This is a genomic window from Rhodocyclus purpureus, from assembly GCF_016653115.1.
Classification (GTDB): Bacteria; Pseudomonadota; Gammaproteobacteria; order Burkholderiales; family Rhodocyclaceae; genus Rhodocyclus; species Rhodocyclus purpureus.
This window is the reverse complement of the sequence record NZ_NHRX01000061.1, coordinates 1-26391: the sequence shown is the minus strand read 5'-3', so window position 1 is coordinate 26391 and position 26391 is coordinate 1. Positions and strand designations below refer to the sequence as shown.

Genomic DNA, 26391 nt, shown 5'->3' with positions numbered 1-26391 from the left:
GGCGCGCCCCGGCGGCAAAACTCACCGATTTCTGCGGGGGAAGGGAACTCCGGAGCCGCCTCGCTCATCTATCCTGAATGCCGAGGCGCAGGCGACCCGTACATGGCGCTTGCCCAGGAAGACCAACGGCCCCGACGAAAGGCGCCATGAACGCAGAAAGAAGACCAGCGGGCCCGGCGGCGTACCTGCCTTACGTCGCTGCGGTCGTCTTCTTTGCCGTCATCAGCATGGCGGTCGCTGCCCTCGCCGTCTGGCAGGAAGTTCGGCTCAACGAAAGACGCGCCGAAACCGCGGTGCACAACATGGCGCTGGTGCTCAGCGAGCAGATCGATGCGCTCGTCGCCCGCAGCGATGCGCTGGTCCAGTCGGCGGCATATTACTACCGGGATATGGAGGCGCAGGGCCGCATCGACCCCAGGCGCCTCAACGCCTTTCTCGACCGCCAACAGGCGCCGTTCCCCGAGATCCTCAACCTGCGCATCCTCGACGCCGCGGGCATCCAGCGCTACGGCTCGGGGGGAGAAATCAGCCTGCTCGATCTCAGCGATCGCGAGCACTTCATCACCGCCCGCGACGACCCCGCAGCCGGTCTGATCATCAACGGGCCGATCTTTTCCCGGATCAGCGCCAGGTGGGTGTTGATCCTTGCGCGCCGGCTCGAGCATGCCGACGGGAGCTTCGCCGGGGTCGTCTACGCCAGCCTCGAAACCGAGAAGCTCGGCGAGTTGCTGTCGCAGCTCGAACTGGGCAGCGGCGGCATGGCCGCCCTGCGCAGCGCGGACATGGCCCTGATCGCGCGCTTCCCGGCGCTGGCAGACGAGACCCAGGGCACGGGAAACCGCTCGGTGTCGCCGCAGTTGCGCGAACTGATCGCGCGCTCCCCGCAAAGCGGCGTCTACCGGGCGATTTCGCCGCTCGACGGCATCGAACGGCTCAATGCCTACCACAAGGCGGGCAAGCATCCTTTCTACGTCCTCGTCGGCCGCGCCACCGGCAGCATCCTCGCCGAATCGAGGACGAGCATCGCGCTCTGGGCTGCGCTCTGCCTTGCCCTCACCCTGCTGGTGGCGGCCGGGGCATGGCGGCTCTTCAACGCCGGCCAGCGCCGGTTGGCCATGGCCGAGTCGCTGCGGCAGGCGAACGAGGAACAACAGGTGATCCTCGACACGGCGACGGTAGGCATCCTCCTCGTCCGGCAGCGGCTCATCACGCGTTGCAACCGCAGGATGGACGAACTGTTCGGCTACCAGGCCGGTGAACTGCTCGGCCAATCGACCGCCGTGCTCTATGCGCAGCAAAGCGATTACCGGGAGGCCGGCCGGAAAATCACGGAGGGTATCGCCCGGGAGCCGTATCGCGAGGAACTTGAACTGTTGCGCAAGGACGGCAGCCGCTTCTGGGCGCGCGTGATGGCACAAGCCATCGACCGTGACGACCCCGGCAAGGGCGTCGTCGGGACGATCGAGGACATCTCCGTCGAGCGGGCGGCGATCGCCGAGATGGCGAGGGCGCGCACGCTGGCCGAAGACGCTGCGCGCAGCAAGGCCGATTTCCTCGCCAACATGAGCCACGAGATTCGCACGCCGCTGAACGCGGTGATGGGAATGACGCATCTCCTGCAGAAGACTCCGCTGACGCCGCAGCAGTCCGATTACCTGCGCAAGATCCACGGATCGAGCAAGCACCTGCTCGGCGTCATCAACGACATCCTCGATTTTTCAAAGATCGAGGCCGAGAAGATGGTCGTCGAGCGCATCGAGTTCGAACTGGATCGGGTCCTCGACGGGGTCGCCGCGCTGATCGCCGAAAAGGCCGGCAGCAAGGGACTCGAACTGGTGATCGATGTCGGCGAGGACGTCCCCAACCGCCTGCTCGGCGATCCCCTGCACATCGCGCAGGTGCTGACCAATTACGCCAACAACGCGGTCAAGTTCACCGAGCGCGGAGAGATCGACATCGAGGTCCGGCTCGCCGAGCAGCGCGACGACGAACTGCTGTTGCGTTTCTCGGTGCGCGACACCGGGATCGGTATCAGCGAGGAAGGGCGCGGCCTGCTGTTCCGGAGTTTCCAGCAGGCCGACAGCTCGACCACCCGCCGCTACGGTGGCAGCGGGCTCGGCCTAGTCATCGCCAAGCGCCTGGTCGAACTGATGGGCGGCGAAGTCGGATTGGACAGCGTTCCCGGGCAGGGATCGACTTTCTGGTTCACCGCACTTCTGGGCAAGGGCGAGGAAACGCGGCCGCGTCTGCAGCCGATTCCCGACCTGCTCGGCCGCCGCCTCATGGTCGTCGACGATTGCGAACACGTGCGCAACATCATCGCGGCGATGTTGCGCTGCATGGGCTTCCGGGTCACCGCGCTCGCCTCCGGCGCCGAGGCGCTGGCCGAACTGGCGCGGGCCCGGGAGGCGAGCGCTCCCGGCGACGCCTACGCGCTGGCCTTCATCGACTGGCAGATGCCGGAGATGGACGGCATTGCCACCGCGCGCGCGATCCGCAGTCGCCTGGGGCCGGACCTGCCGCTGGTGATGATGACCGCTTATGGCCGGGAAGGACTGGCCGAAGACGCCGAAGCACTCGGGGTGCGCGAGATCCTGCTCAAGCCGATGAGCCCGTCGCTGCTCCTCGACACGATCATGCGCGCGCTCGGCGCCGGATCACGGCAGCGGCGCGAGGAGTTCACCGCCACGCCCAGCGACAGCTCAGTCCTGGTCGGCGCCCGTGCCCTGCTGGTCGAGGACAACGAGCTCAACCAGCAGGTCGCGATCGAACTGCTGCAGGAACTCGGCATGGTCGTCGATCTCGCCGAGAACGGATCCGTCGCGCTGGCCATGGTGCAGCAGGGCAGTCATGACATCGTGCTCATGGACATGCAGATGCCCGTGCTGGATGGACTCGCTGCGACGCGCGCCATGCGCAAGCTGCCTGGCCTGCAGGCATTGCCGATCGTTGCGATGACGGCCAACGCACTGCCCGGCGACCGCGAACGCTGCCTCGAAGCAGGGATGAACGATCATCTCGCCAAGCCGATCGACCCCGGCGTTCTGGCCAGCAAGCTGCTGCAATGGATCAGGCGCCCGCCCGCAGCAGGGGCCGGCACGGCCGTGGACAGGGCGCCACTGCCGGCGCCGCCGGCCGGCGCACTCGAACGGCTGGCCGGGTTCGGCGGACTCGACGTGCACGCCGGACTGCGCCAATGCCTGGGACGCGAGCAGCTCTATCTCTCGCTGCTGGCGAAATTCGTGGATGCCGAGGCCGACGCGGCGACGCGCATCGGCGACGCGATCGGCGCCGCCGACTGGGCCCTGGCCGAACGCGGCGCGCACACGCTCAAGGGCGCTGCCGCCCAGATCGCCGCCGGCACGGTCCGTTCGCTGGCCGAACAGCTCGAGCACGCCATCCGCAACCGCCTGCCCGTGGCAATCCTCGAGGAACTGCGCGCGCAAGTGCTCGCCGAACTGCTGCCGCTGATCGCCGCGATCGCCGCGGCGCTCGCGCCCGCAGACGCCACGCCGGCGGCACCGGCCCTGCCGCGCTTGCGCGAAAGCTGCACGCGCCTGGCGCAACTGCTGCGCGACGACGACTTCAGCGCCGGGAAGTTCCTCCGCGATGAACAGCAGTCCCTGCGCCCGGCACTGGGCGACGCGTTCCGGCGCATCGCCGCCGCGATCGAAAACTTCGACTTTTCCACCGCACTGGAACAGCTGCGCGCGGCAGCAAGCGTCCACGGCATCGAGCTGTGAGCCGACACGGGCCGTCCGCGGACAGCCCGCTGCGCTACCCGACTACAGCGGCCGCCTGACCGACAGCGCGCCGCGCACCTCGCCGGCGTGATAGCCGGTGGCCCGGTCGTCGGGATAATCGCGCGCCAGCGCCGCCTTAAGTTCGTCGGAGAGCGTCGCCGCGGGGCCGTGGCACTGCACGCACACCGGCGCGACCGGCAGCGCCTTCATGTAGCGCAGCGAGCGCTTGCCGTCGCCGTCGCTGACCACTTCCGACACTTCCATCTGCTCGGGCTTCTCGCCGTTCGCGGCGCGGACGTTGAACAGCGCGAGCTGCTTCGCTTCCCACGCATCGGGCGTACCCGTCACCGCATTGCGCGTCTTCAGGCTGACACGCTTGATGTTCCAGCCGGTCTGCTGGCGCATCTCGTGCAGCAGCGCCGGCGCCTCGACACGACAAACCGGAATCGCGCCGGCAGTCCCCTTGGCGGCAACCGCCGACTGCATCGCACCGACGACCTTCGGCAGCAAGGGCAGCGCGGTCTTCTTCGTGTCGGCGAGCACCGCGTCGATATCCTGCGCGAGCGCAAGATCGGCCGCTGCGAGCAGGGAACAGAGCAGAACAAGGGATTTGAACTTCATCGCGCACCTGGTGAATAAGAAAACTCTGATGCTACCGCAAAAGCCAGGTTGAAGTCATGGCTTGCGCATAAGGAATGAGGCCTGCCTTCCCCGCGTGCTCTAGATTGTCATATATGGAAGTCAGTGGAGGACGATGATGAAGCACGCGATCGACCCGGAATTCCTTGCCCTGCTCGACGAGATCAGGGAAGAGGTGCGCAGCACCCGGCACCTGACCGGCAGGAGTACGCTGGCGCCGCGCGTGCTCGATGCTTTCCGTCAGGTACCGCGGCAGGCCTTCGTTCCCGACGGACTGCAATGGGCCGCCCATCAGAACAGGCCGCTGCCGATCGGCCACAGCCAGACGATCTCGCAGCCATTCATCGTCGCGCTGATGAGCGACCTGCTCGATCCACAGGCAGACGACGTGATCCTCGAAATCGGCACCGGCTCGGGCTACCAGGCCGCCGTCCTGTCGCGGCTGGTGAAACAGGTGTACTCGCTGGAGATCATCGAGGAACTCGCGCGCAATGCGCGTAGGCGGCTGCAAGGCCTCGGCTACGCCAACGTCACGGTCGGCATCGGCGACGGGAATCTTGGCTGGGCCGAGCACGCGCCCTACGACGGCATCATCGTCACGGCGGCCGCGACCCGGGTCCCGGCGGCGCTCCTCGAACAACTCAAACCGGGGGGCAAGCTGGTGATTCCGGTGGGCGACCGCTTCTGGGGACAGGACCTGCGCGTGATCAGGAAGGACGAGTCCGGCCACATCGAGGACCGCTCGGTGCTGCCGGTCATCTTCGTCCCGCTGACCGGGCGCACCGATCTTCCGGAGCCCGAAGCCCCGCGCTGACCGGCACGGGCCGTCGCAGCGGGGAGCGCGTCTTCATTGACGTGAAGCAGCAGTGGGGCGGTTCCGCATTCGGGCCTGCCGGCCCTCCCACGAGAGGCCGGTGCCGTACCGGGCTCAAGGCGTCTTCTGGTAGGTGCCGACGAGCTGGGCTTCGGCGAGGATGTGGCCGCGCATCGCATGTTCGAGCTGTGCCTTGGTCGGCCGGTTCAGGTCGGGCAGCACGAGGTCGAGCGCGTAGAGCTTGTGGAAATAACGATGCCGGCCGATCGGCGGACAGGGACCGCCGTAGCCGGTGCGCTGCCAGTCGTTGCTGCCCTCGAGGGTGGCGGCGGGCAGCGAGTGGACAGCCTCGGGCAGACCGTCGCTGCCGACGGGAAGGTTGTAGAGCAGCCAATGGACCCAGGTCCTTTGCGGCGCGGCAGGATCGGGAGCATCGGGATCGTCGACGATGAGGACGAGGCTCCTGGCCTTGGCTGGGATGCCTGCCCAGGCGAGCGGCGGCGAGACGTTCATGCCCTGGCAGGTGTAGCGCCCGGGAATCTCCCCGTGATCGGCAAAGGCAGTCGAACTGATGCTGAGTGTCATGCGCTCCTCACTGGCGTGGGCAAAGGCGGACACGATGCCCGACAGGCAAAAGGTCACCAGGCGCCGGAACCCGGAGCGCCACGCCGGCGCGTTCGCGGTGTCGGGCATGGGTTGCCTGGCGCGCTACTTGCGGACATGGACACGGTTGGCCTGCGCGCCCTCGCCGCCCGCCTCAGCCAGGAAAACGACCTCGTCGCCGATCGCGAGCGCGTCGAAGTCCGGATGGACGACATTGTAGCGGTGGAAATAATACTCGGCACCGTCGGCATCCTCGATGAAGCCGTAGCCCGCGTCGGCAAAGAGGCGGGCGATGCGCCCGTGTGCTTCCTGCTCGTGGCTCTTGACGTCACCGCGCTGGCGGCGGACGAAATCCTCGAGCTTGCGCCGCGCGTGATCGAAGGCATCGCGGATCGCCACGTAGATGTCCTCGGCGTTGTCGCGATTGACGACGATCTCGCTGCCGGGAACGGTGAGGTCGACACGCACGTTGTACAGCTTGCCCTGATGCTTGTGTCTGCTGATGACCGCCGCAGTGACGCGGCAAGCCATGATGTTCTCGCAATAGGTGTCGAGTCTGTCCACTTTCTCCCGGATGGCGGATTCGATGGCCTCCGAGCGGGCCAGGTCCCGGAATACGATCTGGGTGGGTAGCTTCATCATGTCCCCTTCGCATGTTGCCCGCCCTGCGCCAGGCTTCTTCGTCGCGCACCCGGCGGGACTCGTTCAGGAAGCGCGTGCCTGCATGCCTGACAAGGCGCGCGTCGGTCGGCCGCGCTGCACGGGATCGAGCCGATGCCTGCAGGCAGCTTCAGCTGCGCGCAGCGTTGCCGGACAGAGACTGACGGATCTGTGCCTCGGCGGCCAGCCAGTCTTCTTCGGGTGATCCGCCCTGAAAGCCACGCCGCTCGGCGATGTAGTACGCCGCTTCGGCGACGTGACGGAGGATCTCATCGTCGGCAAGGGAGGCTGCGCTGCACCCTGCGGACTGCGCCGATTCACAATCCGACTGCGCCGTCGCACTGCGCTTGCGCACGCGTGTCGGTTTGACTTCGCTGCTGGCCCTGGACGCGGTCTTCGCGGGAGAGTTGGTCTGCTTCGTCATGATGTCGACTCCGGAGAAAGGGTTGGCGGAAAATCCTCGGTCCTCGTGGCTGCACGAAAACGGCTAGCCGATGGCTGCCCCGGCGAGCCGGGCGAAGCCGATGATAGCACCAGAAAAAATAATGACAATGCTCTTTTCCGATTCTATCGACATTCTCGCCCGGTGATCGGTGGCGTCACCCGGCAGCGGGACATGAGCTCTGAGCAGGCCCGCATGCGCTACGCTATGTGCTGGCGATCGAGGTCGCCCCAAGCCGCACGTCATCAACCCAGCAGGAGGATCATCATGACAAACCCTCGCCCCGTGGACAACGGAGTCTCCCCCCTCTTCGTCGAGCGCTGGTCGCCGCGCGCCTTTGCCGACGCGCCGATCGACGATGCGCAGTTGTCGACCTTGTTCGAGGCGGCGCGCTGGGCGCCCTCGGCCTACAATGCACAACCCTGGCGCTTCATCTACGCGCGTCGGGACAGCGCCGAGTGGGCGACCTTCCTCGGACTGCTGGTCGACTTCAACCGCTCTTGGGCGCAACATGCGTCGGCCCTGGTCGTCGTCGTTTCGGCGACGCAACTCGTTCCGCCCGGTCAGGCGGAAGCGGTACCGAATGCGAGCCATTCCTACGATACGGGAGCGGCCGCGGCCTACCTGTCGCTGCAGGCGAGCCTCGCCGGCTGGCACGCGCACACGATGGGCGGCTTCGACCGGGACCAGGCGCGTGTGGCTCTCGGCGTTCCGGAAGGCTTTGCGCTCGAGTCGGTGATCGCCATCGGCAAGCTCGGTGAGCGCGACACGCTGCCGCCGGTGCTGCGCGAACGCGAGCTGCCGAGCCCGCGCAAGCCGCTCGCCGCCTTCGTCGCCGAGGGCAGGTTCGGCTTTCCCGAAGCGGAGGGCTGAAACCGAGAGGCCCCGCCTCCCCGCCGCGCCGTTCCAGCCCGGAGCGCGGCGGCGATGGCGCGCCGCGAGCGCCAGTTCACTCGTAGCGCAGGAAATGCTCGGCCAGCGCGTCGGCGCCGGCACGTTCGATCAGGCCGTCGATCTCCTCGCAGAGCGAGTCGTCCTCGTCTTCGTCGAGCACTCCGTCACCGACCAGGCGGGTCAGCAGGCCGTTGCTCATCGCTTCCCGCACCGTGCCCAGGGTTGCGACGTACTCGCGGTTTTCGTCGTTCATCACGCTCTCGATCACCCGCGAGAGCGGTTCGCTGGCGCTGACGGGCAGGAAGTCGACGGCGAGCGCATCCTCGCCGTACTCTTCGATCAGCGCGTCGAGTTCGTGGACGTCGGCTTCCATGGCATCGAAGCCCTGCATGCCTTCGCCAGCGCCTGCCGACTCGGGAAGCAGGCTGCCCAGCAGCTGGCGCAACTGGCGGAGGGTGATCGGCTGTTCGACCTCCGGGTCGTTGCACTGGCTTTCGATGAACTCCGCCAGGCGCGTGCTGACGCGCTGCGCGGTATCGATCGGATTGCGTGCCATCATCATCTCCCTGGATCTCGGTCAATGGGATTGCGCCCGGCGGCAGGCTGCAGGCTCCCGCAGGCGCGCCCGCGGATGCGGAGCGCCTGCGGGAGCGCGCCCGCGCGCAGCGCAAGGCCGGCAGGGTGCGCGCGGCGGGCGAAGTCGGGCCAGGCGCTCAATGCGCCCTCTCCTGCCCGGAACGATCGTATTCTCCAGCCAGTGCGGTCGGGCAGAAGACGAGCGTCAGCCGCGCGTGGCCGGAGCCGTCGAGAAGGTTGAGGAACAGCTTGCCGACGAAGGCTTCGCCGTCCTTGGCGAGCGCCCGAAACTCGCGACCGATGCGGCAGCGATGACGCAGGTGCGGATTCGGCTGCCCCTTCTCCAGCAGCCTGGATCCTGCCAGTTCCGGCAGCAGCAAGGCGATCTGCTGACCGACCAGTTCGCTGCGCCGGTACTTGAAGAGTTCTTCGGCGGCAGCATCGCAATCGCGGATGAAGCCGTCACCATCGAGCGTCAGGAAGGCTGCCTCCGACCTTTCCTCGCTGGTCAGAAGGCCGGGTACGGAAGCGCTGCGGCGCGCCGGAGCGGGCGAAGACAGGAACGATGGGGTCATTGCAGCCTCCCCGCACTGCGCCGGATCATGACCCCGCCGGACAGCGGATGACCACGGGTGAAGTCATCCGCCGGTTTCTTCTCGTCGCGCTGTTTTCCCTCAGGTCTCACTTTGATCTCCAATCCAGGTTGAAGGCCGATCGGCCGGAAGAGAACATTGCGAAGGGAAACGGGAGCAACTTGGCAGTTATTACAAAATCATAAAACCCCTTCGCCCACTCACGTATAGCATATATTCGTTACAAATTCTCGCACGGCGGGCGCAGGAACCCCGCCCCCGCCGTGGATGGAGAAGGCCGGCGGCAGCGATGCGGGTGTTCAGAGGTAGGGCGCGAACAGGCGGCCGACATCGATGCGCGCACGCAGGCGCGAGGCGAGCATGAAGACGCCGGCGAGCTTGCGCTGCATCAGCAGCATCTCGGTCGGCGGCGGGCTGGCGAAGCCGTTCTCGACGTACTGGTCGCGACCGCTGCGGTAGGCGCGCCCGAACAGGTCGGAGTTGCCGAAGTCGTAGGGACCGACATGGCGCATCGGTTCGCTCGACAGCAGCATGATGTCGATGACGCCCTCGACCTGTGCCGGCGAGTCGCGCTCGCCGATGAAACCGACGCGCATGCCGGTCTCGCGCAGGCGCTTGCGGTCGCGGTCGCGCAGGCCGCGACCGAGCTCGCGCAGGATCTCGACGAGTTCCGGGTCGACCGGCTGCGTCGCACCGAAATCGAGCAGCGCGATGCGGTCGCTGGCCGCGTCGTAGAGGTAATTGGCGAAATTCGGATCAGTCTGCATCAGGCGGAACTCGAACAGCTCGCGCAGCGCCAGCCGCGCCAGCGCTTCCGCGATGCGGTCGCGCAGGGCCTGCGGATGCGCGCCCTGCGCCAGCTGGTCGATCGAGATGCCGGCGGCGAACTCGGTGACGAGGATGCGCGGCGTCGACAGGTCCGCCTGCAGCCTGGGCACGCTGAGCAGCGGGTCGTCGCCGATGCAGTCGCGGTAGGCGGTCAGCAGGCGCGCCTCGGCGACGTAGTCGGTTTCCTCGTGCAGTTGCTGGCGCGCGCGCTCGAGGATCGGCGCCGGATCCCAGCCGGCGGGGACCAGCCCGGGCAGCCTGGCGATCAGCGCGACGTTGGCGATGTCGCTGTCGATGCTGTCACGCACACCGGGGTACTGGATCTTGACCGCCAGCGTGCGCCCGTCGTGCGTCTCGGCACGATGCACCTGGCCGATCGACGCGGCAGCGATCGGGTTGAACGAGAAGCGCCGGAAGCGCTCCTGCCAGCCCGCTCCCCACTCCTCGTCGAGCACCCCGGCGAGCTGCGGCAGCGGCATCGTGTGCGCGCTGTCGCGCAGGCTGGCGAGCAGCTGCGCGAATTCCGGCGGCAGCACGTCCTTGCCGTCCATCGACATCAGCTGGCCGACCTTCATCACCGCACCGCGCATCTTCGACAGCCGCTCGGCCAGGCGACGCGCGTTGTCGGGGGTCAGCATCAGTTGCGAGAGCTGCGGCTTCTGCCCGCGCGCGAGCTGCGCCAGGCCGTCGGCGGCGGCAGCCGCCGCCATCTCGCCGACGGCGCGACCGAGGTGCAGGAAGCGGCGGCTGCGCCCACGCGGCACCGGCGCACTCGGGCCAAACTGTCTTTCATCCATCACGAAAAATCTCCGGAACCTCTCCCACCCTCGTTCGCGGCTGCCGCCGCTCCCACCGGGATTGCTCACGCGCCGTCGGCCTGCCGTGGGCGGGCCGGCAGGCCCGAGGCAGACCCGAATCGGGGACGTACATCAGCGCAGCCGGGCCATCAGCGCCTGCATCGCCGCCGCCGCGCCGAGCGGCAGATGATAGTCGACGCGCCGCGACAAGGGCGTTACGTGCGGGTTGATCTCGACGGTCGGCACGCCGGCCCGGATCGCCCACAGGACAGGCTCCTTGATGTACGGGAAGACACTCGAGGTGCCGATGGTGAACACCATGTCGAAACCGCGCTGGATCTCGCCGACCAGGCGCTCGATCGCGCCCTCGGGCAAGGCCTCGCCGAAAAGGACGACCTTCGGCCGCAGCACCGCGCCACAGCGCGGACAAGGCGGCGGCAGCGGACGGCCCTCGAGGCTCTCGATGGACTCCTCCCAGCTGCAGGCAGTGCACTGCAACTCATGGACGCTGCCGTGCACCTCGATCACGTTGCGGCTGCCGGCCTGGCGGTGCAGACCATCGACGTTCTGCGTGAATACCAGCGTGCGCGGAACGCGTTGCTCGAGCGCGGCGATCGCCCGGTGCGCCTCGTTCGGTGCGGCGCCGCGACACGCCTCCTCGATATGCGCGAGGTACTTCCAGGTGAGATCGGGACGCAGCGCAAAGACCTCGCCCGAGAGCACCTCCTCGATCGCCAGGCCCTCCTCGGTCGTCCCTTCGTTGTAGAGGCCGCTGACGCCGCGGTAGGTGGGCAGGCCGGAGTCGGCGGAGATGCCGGCGCCGGTGATGAAGAGCAGGCTGCGGGCGCGGCCCAGTTTCTCGGCGACGGCGTCGAGCGCCGTCTCAATCGATCGTGTCATGCTCGAATTCACCGCCAATACACAAAATAAAGCTTATCAAAACACAAAAAAACATTAACTTTAAATAAACAACAATCTCTCCTAGACTCTCGCCATCGATCGCAGCAACAGTACCCGAGGACAAGCACGATGAGCCTTCCCCGTCAGACCGCCAGCAATCACAGGCCGCAGATGCCGCTGCGTGCGGTGATCTTCGACGTCGATGGCACGCTCGCCGAAACCGAACTCGGCGGACACCTGCCGGCCTTCAATCAGGCCTTCGCCGAAGCCGGTCTCGACTGGCACTGGTCGGCGGAAGAGTACCTGGGACTGCTCGCGGTGACCGGCGGCAAGGAGAGGATCGCGCATTATGCACGCAACAGCGCGCCGGAATTCGTCCAGCGTCCGGATTTCGCCGACGCGGTCGCCCGCCTGCACCGGCGCAAGACCGAGCTCTACGCCGAACGTGCCGCCGCCGGGGCGATCGCGCTGCGCCCCGGAATCCGCCGCCTGCTCGACGAGATTACCGCCGCCGGCCTCGTCGCGGCAATCGCGACCACCACCTCGCCGGACAGCGTGCGTGCGCTCCTCGTCGGGCAGCTGGGTGAGGACGGTCCGGCCCGCTTCGCGTTCATCGGCGCCGGCGACGTCGTCTCGAGCAAGAAGCCGGCGCCCGACATCTACCTGCACGTGCTCGAAGCACTGGGCCTTGCCGCCGGCGAATGCCTGGCGATCGAGGACTCGGCAGTCGGCAGCGCCGCAGCGCGCGCAGCCGGCATTCCCTTCGTCGTCACCGCGCACGCCGGCACCCGCGGCGAGGACTTCAGCGGCGCCCTCGCCGTCGTCGATGGATTGGGTGACGAAGGGCAGCCGGCGCGCCCGCTCGCCGGCATGGTCGCCGCCGGCGACCGCGTCAGCCTCGCCGACCTCGTCGCCTGGCACGCCGCCGCCAGCCACTAATTTTCCATCAATACCTTGACATTATTTCCGCCCTTTCGGCCATAATGGCCACGATGCCCGCAAGGGCTTTCAGAACACCCATCACGGAGACCAGAAGCATGGACCAGTCGAACCGCTACGCGAACCTCTCCCTCAAGGAAGAAGACCTGATCAGGAATGGTGGCCACGTCCTCTGTGCCTACCACTTCAAGCCGAAGGCCGGCTACGAGCCGGTGGCGACCGCCGCGCACTTCGCCGCCGAGTCCTCGACCGGCACCAACGTCGAAGTGTCCACTACCGATGACTTCACGCGCGGCGTCGATGCGCTGGTCTATGAGGTCAAGGAACGTCCCGACGGCGACTTCCTGATGAAGATCGCCTACCCGGTGGCGCTGTTCGACCGCAACATCACCGACGGTCGCGCCATGATCGCCTCGTTCCTGACGCTGACGATCGGCAACAACCAGGGCATGGGCGACGTCGAGTACGCCAAGATGCACGACTTCTGGGTGCCGCCCGCCTACCTGCAGCTGTTCGACGGTCCCTCGGTGAACATCCGCGACATGTGGCGCGTGCTCGGCCGCCCGCAGGAGAACGGCGGCATGGTCGTCGGCACCATCATCAAGCCCAAGCTCGGCCTGCGCCCGCAGCCCTTCGCCGACGCCTGTCACGAATTCTGGCTCGGCGGCGACTTCATCAAGAACGACGAGCCTCAGGGCAACCAGACCTTCGCCCCGTTGAAGGAGACGATCCGCCTCGTCGCCGACGCGATGCGCCGCGCGCAGGACACGACCGGCGAAGCCAAGCTGTTCTCGGCCAACATCACCGCCGACGACCCCTTCGAGATGATCGCGCGCGGCGAGTACATCCTCGAGACCTTCGCCGAGAACGCGCACCACGTCGCCTTCCTGGTCGACGGCTACGTCGCCGGTGCCACCGCGGTGACCACCTGCCGCCGCTACTTCCCGAGCCAGTTCCTGCACTACCACCGTGCCGGCCACGGCGCCGTCACCAGCCCGCAGTCGAAGCGCGGCTACACCGCCTTCGTGCACTGCAAGATGTCGCGCCTGCAGGGCGCTTCCGGCATCCACACGGGGACCATGGGCTTCGGCAAGATGGAAGGCGAAGCCTCCGACCGCGCCATCGCCTACATGCTCGATCAGGACGTCGCCGAAGGCCCCTACTTCCGCCAGGAATGGCAGGGCATGAAGTCGACCACCGCGATCATCTCCGGCGGCATGAACGCGCTGCGCCTGCCCGGCTTCTTCGACAACCTCGGCCACTCGAACGTGATCCAGACCTCCGGCGGCGGCGCCTTCGGGCACAAGGACGGCGGTGCCGCGGGTGCGCGCTCGCTGCGCCAGGCGCACGACGCCTGGCAGAAGGGGATCAACCTCATCGACTACGCCAAGGACCACCCCGAGCTCAAGGGCGCCTTCGAGTCGTTCTGGTTCGACGCCGACAAGCTCTACCCGGGCTGGCGCGAACAGCTCGGCTTCAAGGGCTGAGCGAGGCAGGCGACGGCGATGAACGGGCAGCGTGACGGCAGCGGCGAGGACTGCGTGCTCAGGCGCAGCTTCGCGGCTGCCGCCGCTCCCACGAGCAAGGGTCTGGCGCCCTCGTGGGAGGGCCGGCAGGTCCGAATCGGGCACTGCGCATGCTGGGATCCGGGCATGAGCCATGCCGTCGCCGGGCTAAAGCTCCCCGGCGAGGTAGCCCGGCGCGCGTTCGCGGATGAAATCCCAGAACGCGGCCAGCACGGCCGTCTGCCGCTTGCTGCGCAGGCGGACGAGGTGCCAGTGGCGCAGGACCGGCGTGTCGGCGACGTCGAGGATCGCCAGCCGGCCGGCGGAGAGTTCGAGGCCGAGCGTGTGGCGCGAGACGAAGCCCAGGCCCAGTCCCGCGACCACCGCCTGCTTGATCGCATCGTTGCTGCCCATCTCCATGCCGATCGATGGACGCTGCGCGTGCGCGGCGAAGAATTCCTCCATCGCCGAACGCGTTCCCGATCCGGACTCGCGCGCGATCAGCGGCTCGGCCGCCAATTCGTCGACGCCGATGCCGCGCCGGGAAGCGAGCGGATGCGCGGCGCTGGCGATGAAGACCAGCGGGTTCGGCGCCAGCACCGTCGCCTCGACGTCGAGGTCGGCTGGCGGCCGGCCCATGATGGCGAGGTCGACCGCGTTGCCGGCGAGCAGCCGAAGCACGGCTTCGCGGTTGTCGATCAAAAGGCGCAGGCGGACTTCCGGGTTCACCGTGCGGAACTGCGACAGGAGCGCCGGCGCGAAGTACTCGGCGGTGCTCACCGCGGCGACGGCAACGCGACCGCCGCCACGCAATGCGGCCAGCGCCTCGTCGGCTTCGTCGAGCGCGCGCTGGATGCGGGCGACCTGTTCGACCAGCACTTCGCCGGCCTCGGTGAGGAAGACGCGCTTGCCGATGCGTTCGAACAGCTCGCTGCCGGCGACTTCCTCGAGCTGGCGGATCTGCAGCGAGATCGCCGCCTGCGTGAGGTGCAGTTCCTCGGCGGCGCGCGCGAAGGACAGCCGCCTGGCGGCGACGGAGAAGATCTGCAGCTGGCGCAGGGTGGCGTGACGAAGGCTCGGGTTGCGCATGGAGGGCCTTTCCGGCAAGTTCCGGAGCGGAGGGCGGCGCCTGCGGGCGCTGCTAAAAAGGATTTGCGGCCAACGCGAACACGGGTCGCGCTGGATTTGACTCGTTCAGCCACGCCGGCCTGGCGCGGCACAGAGGGGAGATAGAAGAATGTTATTCGGACGCACCAACGTCAACAAGTTCCTGGTCGAGGAACAGCGGCGCAACCCGGCGCTCGCCGGCGACTTCTCGATGCTGGTCAGCGACATCGTCCGCTCGTGCAAGGCGATCTCGCACGGCGTCTCGCGCGGCGCGCTCGCCGGCGTCCTCGGCGACGCGGGCAGCGACAACGTCCAGGGCGAAGCGCAGAAGAAGCTCGACGTGCTCGCCAACGATGCCTTCCTGCACCACTGCGAGTGGGGCGGCCACCTCGCCGCGATGGCGTCCGAGGAGATGGACGACATCTACCCGATCCCCGCCGGCAACCCGCGCGGCGACTACCTGCTCGTCTTCGACCCGCTCGACGGCTCGTCGAACATCGACGTGAACCTCTCGGTCGGCAGCATCTTCTCGATCCTGCGCTGTCCGGGCGACATCGCCAAGCCGACGGTCGAGGACTTCCTGCAGCCGGGAACGCAGCAGGTCGCCGCCGGCTACGCGATCTATGGACCGGCGACGATGCTGGTGCTCACCGTCGGCAACGGCGTCCATGGCTTCACCCTCGACGACGAGATCGGCGAATTCCTGCTCACCCACCCCGACCTGAAGATCGCGCCGGAAACGAAGGAATTCGCGATCAACACCTCGAACGAGCGCTTCTGGGAACCGCCGGTGCGCCGCTACGTCGAGGAATGCCTGGCCGGCAAGACCGGCGAGCGCGGCAAGGACTTCAACATGCGCTGGATCGCGTCGATGGTCGCCGAGGTGCATCGCATCCTGATGCGCGGCGGCGTCTTCATGTACCCGCGCGACAGCAAGGACCCGAGCAAGCCCGGCCGCCTGCGCCTGATGTACGAAGCGAGCCCGATGGCGATGATCATCGAGCAGGCCGGCGGCCGTGCCTCGACCGGCCGCACCGACCTCCTCAAGATCAAGCCCGACGCGCTGCACCAGCGCGTGCCGGTGATCTTGGGCTCGCGCAGCGAAGTCGAACGGCTGATCCGCTACCACGACGAATACGACCGCGGCGAGGACAAGCCCTTCACTTCCCCGCTGTTCGCCGAGCGCTCGCTGTTCGCGGGCGGTGACTGAGCCCCGTCGCCACGCCCGTCCACGACTGCCACCCAACCGTTTCCGCCAAGTTCAGGAGAGCATCCCATGTCCGTCAAGCACCCGGTCATCGCCATCACCGGTTCGTCCGGCGCCGGCACCACCTCGGTCACGCGCACCTTCGAGAACATCTTCCGCCGCGAGAAGATCAACGCCGCGATCATCGAGGGCGATTCCTTCCACCGCTACGACCGCGCCGCGATGAAGGCCAAGATGGCCGAAGCGGCCGCGTCCGGGAACAACCACTTCAGCCATTTCGGCCTCGAAGCCAACCTGCTCGAAGAACTCGAAGCCCTCTTCCGCGGCTACGGTGAGACCGGCCGCGGCAAGGCGCGGCACTACATCCACGACGAAGGCGAGGCGCAGCGCTACGGCTCGCCGCCGGGAACCTTCTCGGAATGGGAAGACCTGCCCGAGAACACCGACCTGCTCTTCTACGAGGGCCTGCACGGCGCGGTGAAAACCGAAAAGATCGACGTCGCCCGCCACGCCGACCTGCGCATCGGCGTCGTCCCGATCATCAACCTCGAATGGATCCAGAAGCTGCACCGCGACAAGGCGATGCGCGGCTACTCGACCGAGGCCGTCGTCGATACCATCCTGCGCCGGATGCCCGACTACGTGAACATCATCACGCCGCAGTTCGCGGAAACCCACGTCAACTTCCAGCGCGTGCCGACCGTCGACACCTCCAACCCCTTCATCTCGCGCGACATCCCGAGCCCCGACGAGAGCTTCCTGGTGATCCGCTTCGCCAACCCGCGCGGGATCGACTTCCCCTACCTGCTCAGCATGCTGCACGACTCCTTCATGTCGCGCCCGAACACCATCGTCTGCCCCGGCGGCAAGATGGGCCTGGCCATGCAGCTCATCTTCACGCCGATGCTGCTGCAGCTGATGGATCGGAAGCGGCGGGCGCTGTAGCCGGCACACCGCCGCCTCAGCCAGCAGTCAATCCCGGCCGCCGCGCTCCCGGAGCGCCGTGGCCGGCGCTGCTGTTTTTTCGTGTGCTGTCAACTTCTGCAATTTTCCGCACACAGTTCAGGATGGAGCTCGATCTCCAGCGAGGAAAAGCAAGTTGCTCGGTGTGATCTTGCCCAGGCGCGCGTGCTTGCACGCCAGCCAAGCGGTTCGGTGAGCTGACGATGGGTTCTGATGCCTTTCACGTCAGCTAGCCTTGACTTTCGATGGTCGCACGCACCCCGGCCACAGCCGGTTCTCCGTGTCGACAAAGACGAGTTCGAGTTCGCGCAGCTTCTTCAGATCACGGCTGCGGGTCTTGTCGTTGAGCTTGAGATACAGGCTCGCGTACCACGGGGCTTGACGCACTTCGTCCATTCCCCTTGGGCGTCCCTGTGCCAGCAGTTGCGACACAATGGTGTATTGGCGTGCATTGAGGGTCTTGTTGTCGAGCAGCTCGCGGCAGCGGCTCTGGAAGAGCAGGACGCCGACGAGGCGATTGACCCGGTCGTGCAGCGCGTTGATGGTCTTGAGCATGCCCTCCTGATGAAACAGGACGAAGGGAGTGTTCGGATGGGCTTGATGCTTTTCAGCCGCCTTGCGACAGGTGTTGAACAGCGTGAAGTAGCTGTCTATGTGGTCGAGGTAGTAACGCGCTAGCGCGAACGGTGCGTATTCGTAGCCGGCGGCCTGCAACAAGGTCGCTTCGATGACGCGCCCAACCCGGCCGTTGCCATCCCAGAAGGGATGGATCAGTTCGTAGTAGTAGTGCACCAGCGGAGCACGGATCAGCGGGTGGACGCCGGCGTGGGTCAGTTGGCCATGCCAGGCCACCAAGGCTTCGAGCAGACGCCAGATGTCGCGCTCGTATTGCGGGGGCTTGTAGCGCCCGCCGTGCTGCTGACTGCCGACCCGGGTGATGCGCGCTTTGGGATTGTTCCGGAGGAGGCCGGGACGGTTGTCGGCGTGCGGGATGTCACGGGTGATCAGACCGTGAACCTGGGTCATGAAATCGATCGACAGCTTCCAGTCCGGATCGAGGGCAGATTCCCTGGCCCGCGCGTAAGCGGCCTTGATGTTGAGCACACGCCGCTGCTCGATCTGCTGTACTTGTGCCGGGTCGAGATCCAGCGCAGCCTGCGTCTCATCCTCGCTGAGGGCACCTCCTTCGATGGTATTGGTGCCGTAGATGCTGCTAGCGATCACCTCGCGTTCGAGCAGGTTCGCCACCTGAGCCAGCGGCGAGGCAATAAAGCGCACATGAGCGTCTTCAACTCGCTGCATGGGAAGCACCAGGCTCTGCGTGTCGACGCCGACCTGAAAGAGGAAGGGACCGCTGCGGTCGGTATCGACGCGGATGCTGATCTCGGGGATGTCGGCGCCGATCATGTCCTGAAAAATGTCCGTCTTGTTTTTTCAGAAAAACCCATACCAATCAGATTATTAACATTGATGGAGCAGACCGGGTTCCGGTCATGAATGTCCGAAAAAAACGGGGGTTTTTCCGGTCATTTTTCAATCCTGGGTGGCATGCGCTGCTCAGCAGATTGATCAGCTTCGAATTGATACTGGATACGGATGCCAAGGTCGAAAGAGGTGTACCCGGCCGGCACGGTGGCCGGGCGTTGAAGAGCGACGCACCATGCTGAAAATCGATTGTCGAGATTGACTCCCAGCAACTCCACGAGCGCGCCGTCATGAAGGATACAAACAAGGGTCAAGCAGGGCAACATGGACTGGCCTTCCACGACTTTCCGGCCGAACACCATCGTCTGCCCCGGCGGCAAGATGGGCCTGGCCATGCAGCTCATTTTCACGTCGATGCTGCTGCAGCTGATGGATCGCAAGCGGCGGACGCTGTAAGACGGGCAACCTGGTCCTTCCTCTAGCGACGGTCGCTGGCGGCTGTCGCCATTTTTTTCATGCTGCGCGTGAACTGGCCCGGCGCTGCTGCCTTGGCCCCCTAGGCCTTACATCTTACAGCCGCGCGCGGGGTCGGCGAGCGCCTTGATCGGAGTGGCGATCACCTTGTTCCGGCCGCCCTCGACCTGGCGCAGGTAGATATCCTGGACCGGGTTGTGCGCTTTCGACAGCGTGAATGGGCCGCGCGGGCTGTCGATCTTCGCGGCTTCCATCGCCTTGATGATCACCTCCTGCCTGCTCGCGTTGCCGCCGGCGGCGGCAAGGCCCGCCTGGTAGAGCTGTGCCGTATCGTAGCCCTGCACCGCATAGACGTCGGGCTGCTGGCCGTAGCTCCTGGCGTAGGCACTGCGGAAGGCCGTGTCCTTCCGGTTGTCGAGTCCGTCGGCGTAGTGCAGGGTGGTCAGCACGCCGCTGCCGGCTTCGCCCATCGCCGGCAGCGTGCCGTCGGTGAGGAAGCCCGATGCGTAGAGCGGGATCGATTTCTTGAGGCCGGATGCAGCGTAATCCTTGACGAACTTGGCGGCGCCTGCGCCCGCGAAGAAGACGAACACCGCGTCGGGCTTGAGCGAGGCGAGCTCGGTCAGGAAGGGCCGGAACTCGACTCCCGGGAAGGGCAGGCTCAGCTCCTTGATCACCTTGCCGCCGCCCTGCTCGAAGCCTTCCTTGAACCCGTCGACCGACTGCTGGCCGCCGGCGTACTTCCAGGTCAGCGTCACCACGCGCTTGTGCCCCTTCCCGGCGACGACCTTGCCCATCGCGTAGGCGGGTTGCCACAGGCTGAACGAGGTGCGGAAAAAGGTTGGATGACAGAGCGATCCGGTCAGTTCGTCGGCACCCGCGTTCGGGTCGATCAGGAGGACCTTGTGCTCGCGCGCGACCCTGGCCATTTCCAGGGCAACCCCGGAATGAACGGTACCGACCAGCACGTCGACCTTGTCCTCCTTGATCAGCTTGCTGGCATTCTCGGTGGCCTTGGCCGGGTCGGACTCGTCGTCGACGCTGAAGTACTCGACCTCGCGCCCGCCGAGCTTGCCGCCGTTCTCGGCGACGTAGAGCTTGAAGCCGTTGCTGATGGCCTTGCTGAGCGAGGCGTAGTTGCCGGTGTAGGGCAACATCAGCCCGACGCGGACCTTGCCGTCAGGAGCGGCCAGCGCCGGGCCAGCGGCGATCAGGCCGGCGCCGGCCAGCGCCAGTGCGAGCAGCCGCGCTCGGACCGGGGAAGGGTACGGTCGAAACGCTGTGCGGACCTGTCTCATGTTGCCTCCTCCAATTACGGTGACGTCATGCTCGAATCAAGTCTAACGTCCCCGTAATTCAGCGCAACTGGTAGCGCTGGATCTTGCCGGTGGCGGTGCGCGGCAGCGCGTCGCGGAAGACGATCCAGCGCGGGTACTTGTACGGCGCGAGATGCGTCTTGACGAACTTCTTCAGTTCGTCGGCAAGCTGCGGGGTCGGTTCCCAGCCGGACTTGGGGACGACGTAGGCGATCGGCTTGACGAGCTTCTCCTCGTCCTGGTGGCCGACCACCGCGACCTCGAGCACCGCCTCGTGGTTCATCAGCGCCGATTCGACCTCGGTCGGCGAGACGTAGATGCCGCCGACCTTGAGCATGTCGTCGCCGCGCCCCGCGTAGATGTAGTAGCCGTCCTCGGTGCGCGAGTACTTGTCGCCGCTGACGGTCCACTCGCCCTGAAAGGTCGCGCGCGTCTTCTCCCGGTTGTTCCAGTACTGCACCGCCGACGAAGGCCCGCTCACCTGCAGTTCGCCGATCTCGCCGACGCCGACCTCCTGGCCCTCGTCGTCGACGAGTCGCACGCGGTAGCCGGGAACAGGCTTGCCGGTGGTGCCGTAGCGGACCTCGCCGGCGCGGTTGGAAAGGAAGATGTGCAGCATCTCGGTCGAGCCGATGCCGTCGAGGATGTCGACGCCGAAGCGCGCCGACCAGCGCCGGCCGATCTCGTCGGGCAAGGCCTCCCCGGCCGAGGTGCAGCAGCGGAATTTCATTTCCTCACGCGTCGGACAGTCGGGGTGGACCAGCATCGAGGCGTAGAGCGTCGGCACGCCGTAGAAGATGTCGGGGCGATGCTGGCGCAGGCGCTTGAACACCGCCTCGGGGGTCGGCCGCTCCTGCATCAGCACCGCGGTGGCGCCAACCGCGAGCGGGAAAGTCAGTCCGTTGCCGAGCCCGTAGGCAAAGAAAAGCTTGGCTGCCGAGAAGACGACATCCTTCTCGTTGATGCCGAGCGTCGGCACCGCGTACAGCTCGGCGGTGTGGATCAGGCTCGACTGGATGTGCACCGTCCCCTTCGGCTTGCCGGTGGATCCCGACGAATAGAGCCAGAAACACGGATCGTCGCAGCTCGTGTCGACCGCGCTGAATTCTTCGCTGGCCGTGGCCATCAGCGTCGCCATTTCCAGCCTTCCGGGGACATTGCCCCCGGAGACGATCACCTGCTTCAGGCTCGGGATCCGGTCGACGATGCCGGCGAAGTGGGGCCAGAGCGGCTGCGAGACGACCACGGTGCTCGCCCGGCTGTCGCGCAGCATGTAGTCGTAGTCGTTCGCCGTGAGCAGGGTGTTGGTCGCGATCGGAACGGCGCCCATCTTGATCGCGCCGAGGAAGGCGGTCGGAAAGTCGATCGTGTCGAGCAGGCAGAGCAGCACGCGCTCCTCGCGCTGCACGCCGAGCCCCGAGAGGACGTTGGCGAAGCGGTTCACCCGTCGTGCCAGCTCGTCGTAGGTGTAGCTGCCCTCATCGTCGATGAAGGCGAGCTTGCCGCCGCGGCCGGCGACGAGGTTGCGCTCGATCAGGTCGTGGGCGGCGTTGTATTCGCGCGGTACGATCACCTCGGGCGGGGTCGTCCCGCGCTTGACTTGGCTCAACTGGACCATTGTCTCCTCCTGGTCGGTCGTGGTTTGTCTGCGTGCGTGGATCAAGCCTCGCCCAGCTGCAGCCCGATCTTGCCGAACTGCTGTCCTGCCTCCAGCCGCGCCAGCGCCGCATGCACCTCGTCGATGGGGTGGACGCTGTCGATCACCGGCACGATGCGCTGCCGCTCGACGAAGGAGAGCAGGTCGGCGAACTCGGACAGGTCGCCGTGCGTCGAGCCGAGGATCTGCAGCTGGCGGATGAAGATGCGGCGGATGTCCGCCGGCGGCTGGTCGCCGGTGGTGGCGCCGCAGGTGACGAGACGGCCGCCGCGTACCAGCGACTTCATCGCCGCCGACCAGGCCGACTCGCCGACGTTCTCGATCACCACATCGACGCCGCGGCCACCCGTGTGCGCGAGCACGGCCTTGGCCACGTCCTCGGTCTTGCTGTTGATCCCGTGATCGGCGCCCAGCGCCAGCGCACGCTCGAGCTTCGCGTCATCGCGCGAGGTGACGATGACCCGGGCGCCGATCGCCTTCGCCAGCTGCATGGCGGCGAGCGAGACGCCGCCGCCGATGCCGAAGACGAGGACGGTCTCCCAGGGCTTGACCTGCGCCTTGGTGAACAGCATGCGCCAGGCGGTCAGGTGATTGACGCCGAGCGCGGCGGCCTCGACGAAGCTCAAGCCCGCCGGCATCGGGAACACGTTCTGCGCCGGGACGCTGATCCATTGCGCGAAGCTGCCGTCGCGGTGCTCGCCGAGGAACTGCATCCTGACGCAGAGGACGCCCTCGCCGCGCTGGCAGAACTCGCAGCGGCCGCAGCTGATGCCGGGATGGACGACGACGCACTGCCCGGGTTTGAGCACGCTCTCGCCGGCGTCGACCTCCTCGACCACGCCGGCCGCGTCGAGCCCCATGATCTGCGGCAGCCGGTGGGTGATGCCGGCGCCGCTGTTGCGCATGTACAGGTCGACCTGGTTCAGGGTCGCTGCCTGCACGCGCAGCAGCACCTCGCCGGATTTACGCGTCGGTCGCTCGCACTCCCTGACCTCGACCACCTCGTTGCCGCCATGACCGGTGATGAAAACAGCTTTCAATTGATTACCTTTCGACAGTTCGTGAAAAGAGACTTCCTGACGGCACGCACCCGCTCAGCCTGCCGTCATTGCGAGGCGCATGGCGCCGTGGCAATCCAGTTCGTTCTTATAGCTAGCCCTACGTACTGGATCGCCACAGGCCTGCGGCCCTCGCGATGACGGGACATTCAGCGACATGCCAGTTCCCGTCATTGCGAGGCGCGTAGCGCCGTGGCAATCCAGTTCCTTCTTCTAACTAGCCCTACGCACTGGATCGCCACGGGCCTGCGGCCCTCGCGATGACGGAGCATTCAGCGACATGCCAGTTCCCGTCATTGCGAGGCGCGTAGCGCCGTGGCAATCCAGTTCCTTCTTCTAACTAGCCCTACGCACTGGATCGCCACAGGTCTGCGGCCCTCGCGATGACGGAGCATTCGCGGACGTGCCAGCTCGCGATGACGATCTGTTGCTATTGACAGCGGCTTCACCCTTCGCACTTCCACCTCAGAACAGGTCGTCGAGTTCGTCGCCACCGCCGCCCGGCATCTTGCCGTACTGCTGCAGGTAGGCCTGGATCATCTGGCTCTCGCGCGAGGTGTAGAGCGCGGCTTCCTCGCACACGAAGTATGCCGCATCGCTACCCCGTTCGAGTTGTTCCTCGAGGCCCTCACGCAGATTCTCGACGCCCTTGATCATGAGCACGTTCTTGTCGGCGTCGAGCAACTGGAAGACGCCAGCTTCGCTGCTCACCCCGGCCACCACCGCTGCCGAGAACTCGAGCCAGGACTCGGGCGGCAGCACCGCCTGCGCGATCTGCGGCGCCAGGTTGCACTTGAAGCAGCGCGCCGCTTCAGCGCGTGCCGAAGCATCGTCGAAGCCTTTCTCGACCTCGTCCCAGTTCTTGCGTGCCGCCGGTGCGAGCAGGATCGGGTGGTACTTGCGCCGGCGGTTGAAGGCTTCGTCGCGACCAAGATGCGGCGACGTGCTCCAGCCGCCCGGCAGCAGCGTTTCCTCGATGTCGCCGTCGCCACCCAGCTGGCGGTCGATCGCCGCCGCGGCGATGCGTCCCTGAGCGATCGACTCGATCAGGGTCGAAGGTCCGAGCACGCAGTCGCCACCCGCATAGACGCGCGGCCGGCTGGTGAGCAGCGTGTCCTCGCGCACCGTGATGCGCCCCTTCCTGTCGGTGGCGACGCCGAAGCCGTCGAACTTGCGCGGGTGCTGGCCGATCGCGGCGATGACGAGATCGGCGCCCTCGGTGATCTCGCGGCCGGTCTCGATGGGACGGCGACGGCCCGAGGCGTCGGCCTCGCCGAGTTCCATCTCGGCCCAGGTGATGTCTACGCGATGGCCGTTCGTGCCCGGCGCGATCTTCGTCGGCGCAAGCAGGTAGCGGATGTTGACGCCTTCGTCGACGCAGCCTTCGAACTCCTCGGCGCGCGCGGGCATTTCCTCGCGCGTGCGGCGATAGACCATGTCCACCTCGGCGCCCATCCGCCGCGACGAACGCGCGTTGTCGGTGGCAACGTTGCCGCCGCCGATGACGACGACCTTGCTGCCGGTCTGGATGCCGTCGGGAGTGTTGACCAGCCCCATGGTGACCGCGCGCAGGTAGGTCGGGCTGTCGACGACGCCGGGCAGGTCGTCACCGGGGATGCCGAGCTTGTCGCCGCCTTGGCAGCCGATGCCGATGAAGACCGCCTCGTAGCCGTCGGAAAACAGCGTGTCGATGTCCTCGACCGGGATGTTGTAGCGGAACTCGACGCCGAGCTTCGCCACCTCGCCGACCTCGTCGTCGATCACCGCGGTCGGCACGCGGTACGACGGGATCCCGTAGCGCGCCATGCCGCCGGCCGCCGGCTGCGCGTCGAAGACGGTGACCTGGTGGCCCTTCTTGGCGAGGTACCAGGCGACGGTGAGACCGGCCGGACCGGCACCGATCACCGCGGCCTTCCTGCCGGTCGGCGGCAGCTGCTTCGAATGCGCGCGCCACAGCCCGGTGTCGTTGTCGGCGGCGATGCGCTTCAGCGAACGGATCGACAGCGGGTCATCGAGCTGGCCACGGCGGCAGGCCGACTCGCACATCGCGAAGCAGGCGCGGCTGACGATGCCGGGGAAAGGCAGCTTCTCGCGCACGACCGCGATCGCCTCGCCGTAGCGGCCGTCGGCGGCAAGCTGCACGTAGCGCGGGACGTCGATCCCGGCCGGGCACGCCGACTTGCACGGCACCTGGCTTTGCTCGACGCGCGCGGGGTCGAGCGTGCGGTCGGTCAGCGCGCCGGTCGGGCAGACGGTGACGCAGGCCTGGCAATACTTGCAGCCGGATTCGAGCAGGGTCGGCGCGATGGTACCGACGTAGCGGCGCTTGCCTTGGGGCGTGTCGACTTCCTTGACTTCGAGGCAGCCGACGCCGCGCACCTCGTTGCAGGCGACGAGGCAGCGGCGGCAGTCGATGCACAGGTTGTAGTTGCGGTCGAAGAAGGGCTCGTCGGTGACGACCGGCAGCCCGGCCGGCCGGTACGCCGGCGTGCTGTTCGGGATGCCGATGTAGTCGGATATCTTGCGCAGCTCGCAGCTCGGGAAGTTGCTGCAGCAGCGCGCCTCGGGCGGGTTGCCGAACGAGCACTGCGAGCGCGAGCAACCTTCGCGGTTCGGGCAGGTGAGGCAGACGTGCGGGTGCGTGGCGAGGATCTTCGCCAGATTCTCCTGGCGTGCCTTCGTCACTGCCGGCGTGTCGCTCTTCACGACCATGCCCGCGTCGACCGGCGTCGAGCACGCCTTGTGCAGTCCGTCCCGCCCTTCGATCGCGACCAGGCAGAGGTTGCAGCCGCCGTCGGCACACGCATTTGTGTTGACTCCTGCGCTGCTGCGCGAAGATGCGGGCGGCAGGTCGGGGTGCGCGCACAGCGCCGGGATGTAGAGGCCGGCCGCGGTGGCGGCGTTGAGCAACGACGAGCCGGCCGGTGCGTCGACCTGCTTGCCGTCGATCGTCAGCTGCACCGTGCTGCCGAAGGCGTCCGCACCGGGCGGCAGGCTGGCTTTCCACCACTTGATTTCCGAACTCAGCACTGATCCCGGATTCGCTCCCATTTTCCCTATCTCCTTTATCCTCAAAACTTCTTTTCAGCCACGAAAAACACGAAAGCCACGAAATAAGACCTAGGGAAGCACTGATTTAATCGAAACCAGCCGACGCCTGCCGTCGGCAGCCGCTCTTTGAGATAATGACGCCCTGCCTCACGCTCGTGACCGACCATGCAAGCCACCTTCTCCGAACTTGAGTACAGCGC

At 66.6% G+C, this 26391-nt stretch carries 24 protein-coding genes; 8 read left to right on the top strand and 16 right to left on the bottom strand.

Annotated elements, in window-relative coordinates; translation table 11 throughout:
- Positions 1–146: 146 nt before the first annotated feature.
- On the top strand, positions 147–3743 hold the full coding sequence (locus CCR84_RS12245; protein WP_201212676.1) for a response regulator: 3597 nt from the start codon (positions 147–149) through the stop codon (positions 3741–3743).
- Between the two features lie 42 nt (positions 3744–3785).
- On the opposite strand, the gene CCR84_RS12240 is transcribed toward CCR84_RS12245, so the two are convergent.
- Positions 3786–4364: a Tll0287-like domain-containing protein gene (locus CCR84_RS12240; protein ID WP_201212674.1), complete on the bottom strand. Its 579-nt coding sequence runs from the start codon at positions 4362–4364 to the stop codon at positions 3786–3788.
- 133 nt (positions 4365–4497) lie between these two features.
- Here CCR84_RS12240 and CCR84_RS12235 point away from each other — a divergent pair, with 133 nt between their 5' ends.
- Positions 4498–5196, top strand: a complete 699-nt coding sequence (locus tag CCR84_RS12235) for a protein-L-isoaspartate(D-aspartate) O-methyltransferase (protein WP_207186287.1) — start codon at positions 4498–4500, stop codon at positions 5194–5196.
- Positions 5197–5310: 114 nt separating this feature from the next.
- Here the strand turns inward: CCR84_RS12235 and CCR84_RS12230 are convergent, their stop codons facing one another.
- From CCR84_RS12230 to CCR84_RS12220, 3 genes are all read right to left on the bottom strand, one after another.
- Entirely contained in the window at positions 5311–5781 is a 471-nt protein-coding gene (locus tag CCR84_RS12230; RefSeq protein WP_201212671.1) for a YbhB/YbcL family Raf kinase inhibitor-like protein, read from the bottom strand.
- A gap of 123 nt (positions 5782–5904) precedes the next feature.
- Entirely contained in the window at positions 5905–6441 is a 537-nt protein-coding gene (locus tag CCR84_RS12225; protein ID WP_242508706.1) for an HPF/RaiA family ribosome-associated protein, read from the bottom strand.
- 148 nt (positions 6442–6589) lie between these two features.
- Positions 6590–6883, bottom strand: a complete 294-nt coding sequence (locus CCR84_RS12220) for a DUF2934 domain-containing protein (protein WP_201212669.1) — start codon at positions 6881–6883, stop codon at positions 6590–6592.
- A 285-nt stretch (positions 6884–7168) separates the two neighbouring features.
- Between CCR84_RS12220 and CCR84_RS12215 the strand changes: the two genes are divergently transcribed.
- Positions 7169–7774, top strand: a complete 606-nt coding sequence (locus tag CCR84_RS12215) for a nitroreductase family protein (protein ID WP_201212666.1) — start codon at positions 7169–7171, stop codon at positions 7772–7774.
- Between the two features lie 76 nt (positions 7775–7850).
- Here CCR84_RS12215 and CCR84_RS12210 read toward each other — a convergent pair whose 3' ends face one another.
- From CCR84_RS12210 to CCR84_RS12195, 4 genes are all read right to left on the bottom strand, one after another.
- Positions 7851–8351 (bottom strand): hypothetical protein, encoded by a 501-nt coding sequence (locus CCR84_RS12210; protein ID WP_201212664.1) that lies wholly within the window; start codon positions 8349–8351, stop codon positions 7851–7853.
- A gap of 157 nt (positions 8352–8508) precedes the next feature.
- Entirely contained in the window at positions 8509–8946 is a 438-nt protein-coding gene (locus CCR84_RS12205; protein ID WP_201212662.1) for a PAS domain S-box protein, read from the bottom strand.
- Between the two features lie 317 nt (positions 8947–9263).
- Positions 9264–10589 carry an ABC1 kinase family protein gene (locus CCR84_RS12200; RefSeq protein WP_201212660.1) on the bottom strand — a complete coding sequence of 442 codons (1326 nt, stop codon included), beginning with the start codon at positions 10587–10589 and terminating at the stop codon, positions 9264–9266.
- Between the two features lie 132 nt (positions 10590–10721).
- Positions 10722–11489 carry an SIR2 family NAD-dependent protein deacylase gene (locus CCR84_RS12195; protein ID WP_201212658.1) on the bottom strand — a complete coding sequence of 256 codons (768 nt, stop codon included), beginning with the start codon at positions 11487–11489 and terminating at the stop codon, positions 10722–10724.
- A 129-nt stretch (positions 11490–11618) separates the two neighbouring features.
- On the opposite strand from CCR84_RS12195, the gene CCR84_RS12190 reads away from it, so the two are divergent.
- Together CCR84_RS12190 and CCR84_RS12185 are read left to right on the top strand one after the other, a co-directional pair.
- On the top strand, positions 11619–12428 hold the full coding sequence (locus tag CCR84_RS12190) for an HAD-IA family hydrolase (RefSeq protein WP_242508705.1): 810 nt from the start codon (positions 11619–11621) through the stop codon (positions 12426–12428).
- A gap of 98 nt (positions 12429–12526) precedes the next feature.
- Positions 12527–13915, top strand: coding sequence for a ribulose-bisphosphate carboxylase (locus tag CCR84_RS12185; RefSeq protein ID WP_201212656.1), 1389 nt, complete (start codon positions 12527–12529; stop codon positions 13913–13915).
- A 186-nt stretch (positions 13916–14101) separates the two neighbouring features.
- Here the strand turns inward: CCR84_RS12185 and CCR84_RS12180 are convergent, their stop codons facing one another.
- Positions 14102–15022: a LysR family transcriptional regulator gene (locus CCR84_RS12180; RefSeq protein WP_201212654.1), complete on the bottom strand. Its 921-nt coding sequence runs from the start codon at positions 15020–15022 to the stop codon at positions 14102–14104.
- A 148-nt stretch (positions 15023–15170) separates the two neighbouring features.
- Between CCR84_RS12180 and CCR84_RS12175 the strand changes: the two genes are divergently transcribed.
- Entirely contained in the window at positions 15171–16250 is a 1080-nt protein-coding gene (locus CCR84_RS12175; RefSeq protein ID WP_201212652.1) for a class 1 fructose-bisphosphatase, read from the top strand.
- A 66-nt stretch (positions 16251–16316) separates the two neighbouring features.
- Positions 16317–17192 (top strand): phosphoribulokinase, encoded by an 876-nt coding sequence (locus CCR84_RS12170; protein ID WP_201212650.1) that lies wholly within the window; start codon positions 16317–16319, stop codon positions 17190–17192.
- A 243-nt stretch (positions 17193–17435) separates the two neighbouring features.
- Here CCR84_RS12170 and CCR84_RS12165 read toward each other — a convergent pair whose 3' ends face one another.
- Both CCR84_RS12165 and CCR84_RS12160 read right to left on the bottom strand, forming a co-directional pair.
- Entirely contained in the window at positions 17436–18617 is a 1182-nt protein-coding gene (locus CCR84_RS12165) for a Fic family protein (protein ID WP_201212648.1), read from the bottom strand.
- 119 nt (positions 18618–18736) lie between these two features.
- Positions 18737–18961 (bottom strand): hypothetical protein, encoded by a 225-nt coding sequence (locus CCR84_RS12160; protein ID WP_201212646.1) that lies wholly within the window; start codon positions 18959–18961, stop codon positions 18737–18739.
- On the opposite strand from CCR84_RS12160, the gene CCR84_RS16735 reads away from it, so the two are divergent.
- Positions 18960–19091 carry a hypothetical protein gene (locus tag CCR84_RS16735; protein ID WP_274610817.1) on the top strand — a complete coding sequence of 44 codons (132 nt, stop codon included), beginning with the start codon at positions 18960–18962 and terminating at the stop codon, positions 19089–19091. The genes CCR84_RS12160 and CCR84_RS16735 overlap by 2 nt on opposite strands.
- 107 nt (positions 19092–19198) lie before the next feature.
- Here the strand turns inward: CCR84_RS16735 and CCR84_RS12155 are convergent, their stop codons facing one another.
- The 5 genes from CCR84_RS12155 to CCR84_RS16350 form a co-directional block, all read right to left on the bottom strand.
- Positions 19199–20407, bottom strand: coding sequence for an ABC transporter substrate-binding protein (locus tag CCR84_RS12155; protein ID WP_201212644.1), 1209 nt, complete (start codon positions 20405–20407; stop codon positions 19199–19201).
- 58 nt (positions 20408–20465) lie between these two features.
- Entirely contained in the window at positions 20466–22043 is a 1578-nt protein-coding gene (locus CCR84_RS12150; protein WP_201212642.1) for a benzoate-CoA ligase family protein, read from the bottom strand.
- 41 nt (positions 22044–22084) lie between these two features.
- A complete protein-coding gene (locus CCR84_RS12145; RefSeq protein ID WP_201212640.1) occupies positions 22085–23122 on the bottom strand; it encodes a zinc-binding dehydrogenase in 1038 nt (345 codons plus the stop codon).
- Between the two features lie 483 nt (positions 23123–23605).
- Positions 23606–26191 (bottom strand): FAD-dependent oxidoreductase, encoded by a 2586-nt coding sequence (locus tag CCR84_RS12140; RefSeq protein ID WP_201212638.1) that lies wholly within the window; start codon positions 26189–26191, stop codon positions 23606–23608.
- A gap of 20 nt (positions 26192–26211) precedes the next feature.
- A partial coding sequence (locus tag CCR84_RS16350; RefSeq protein WP_207186286.1) for a hypothetical protein occupies positions 26212–26391 on the bottom strand: 180 nt, incomplete at its 5' end.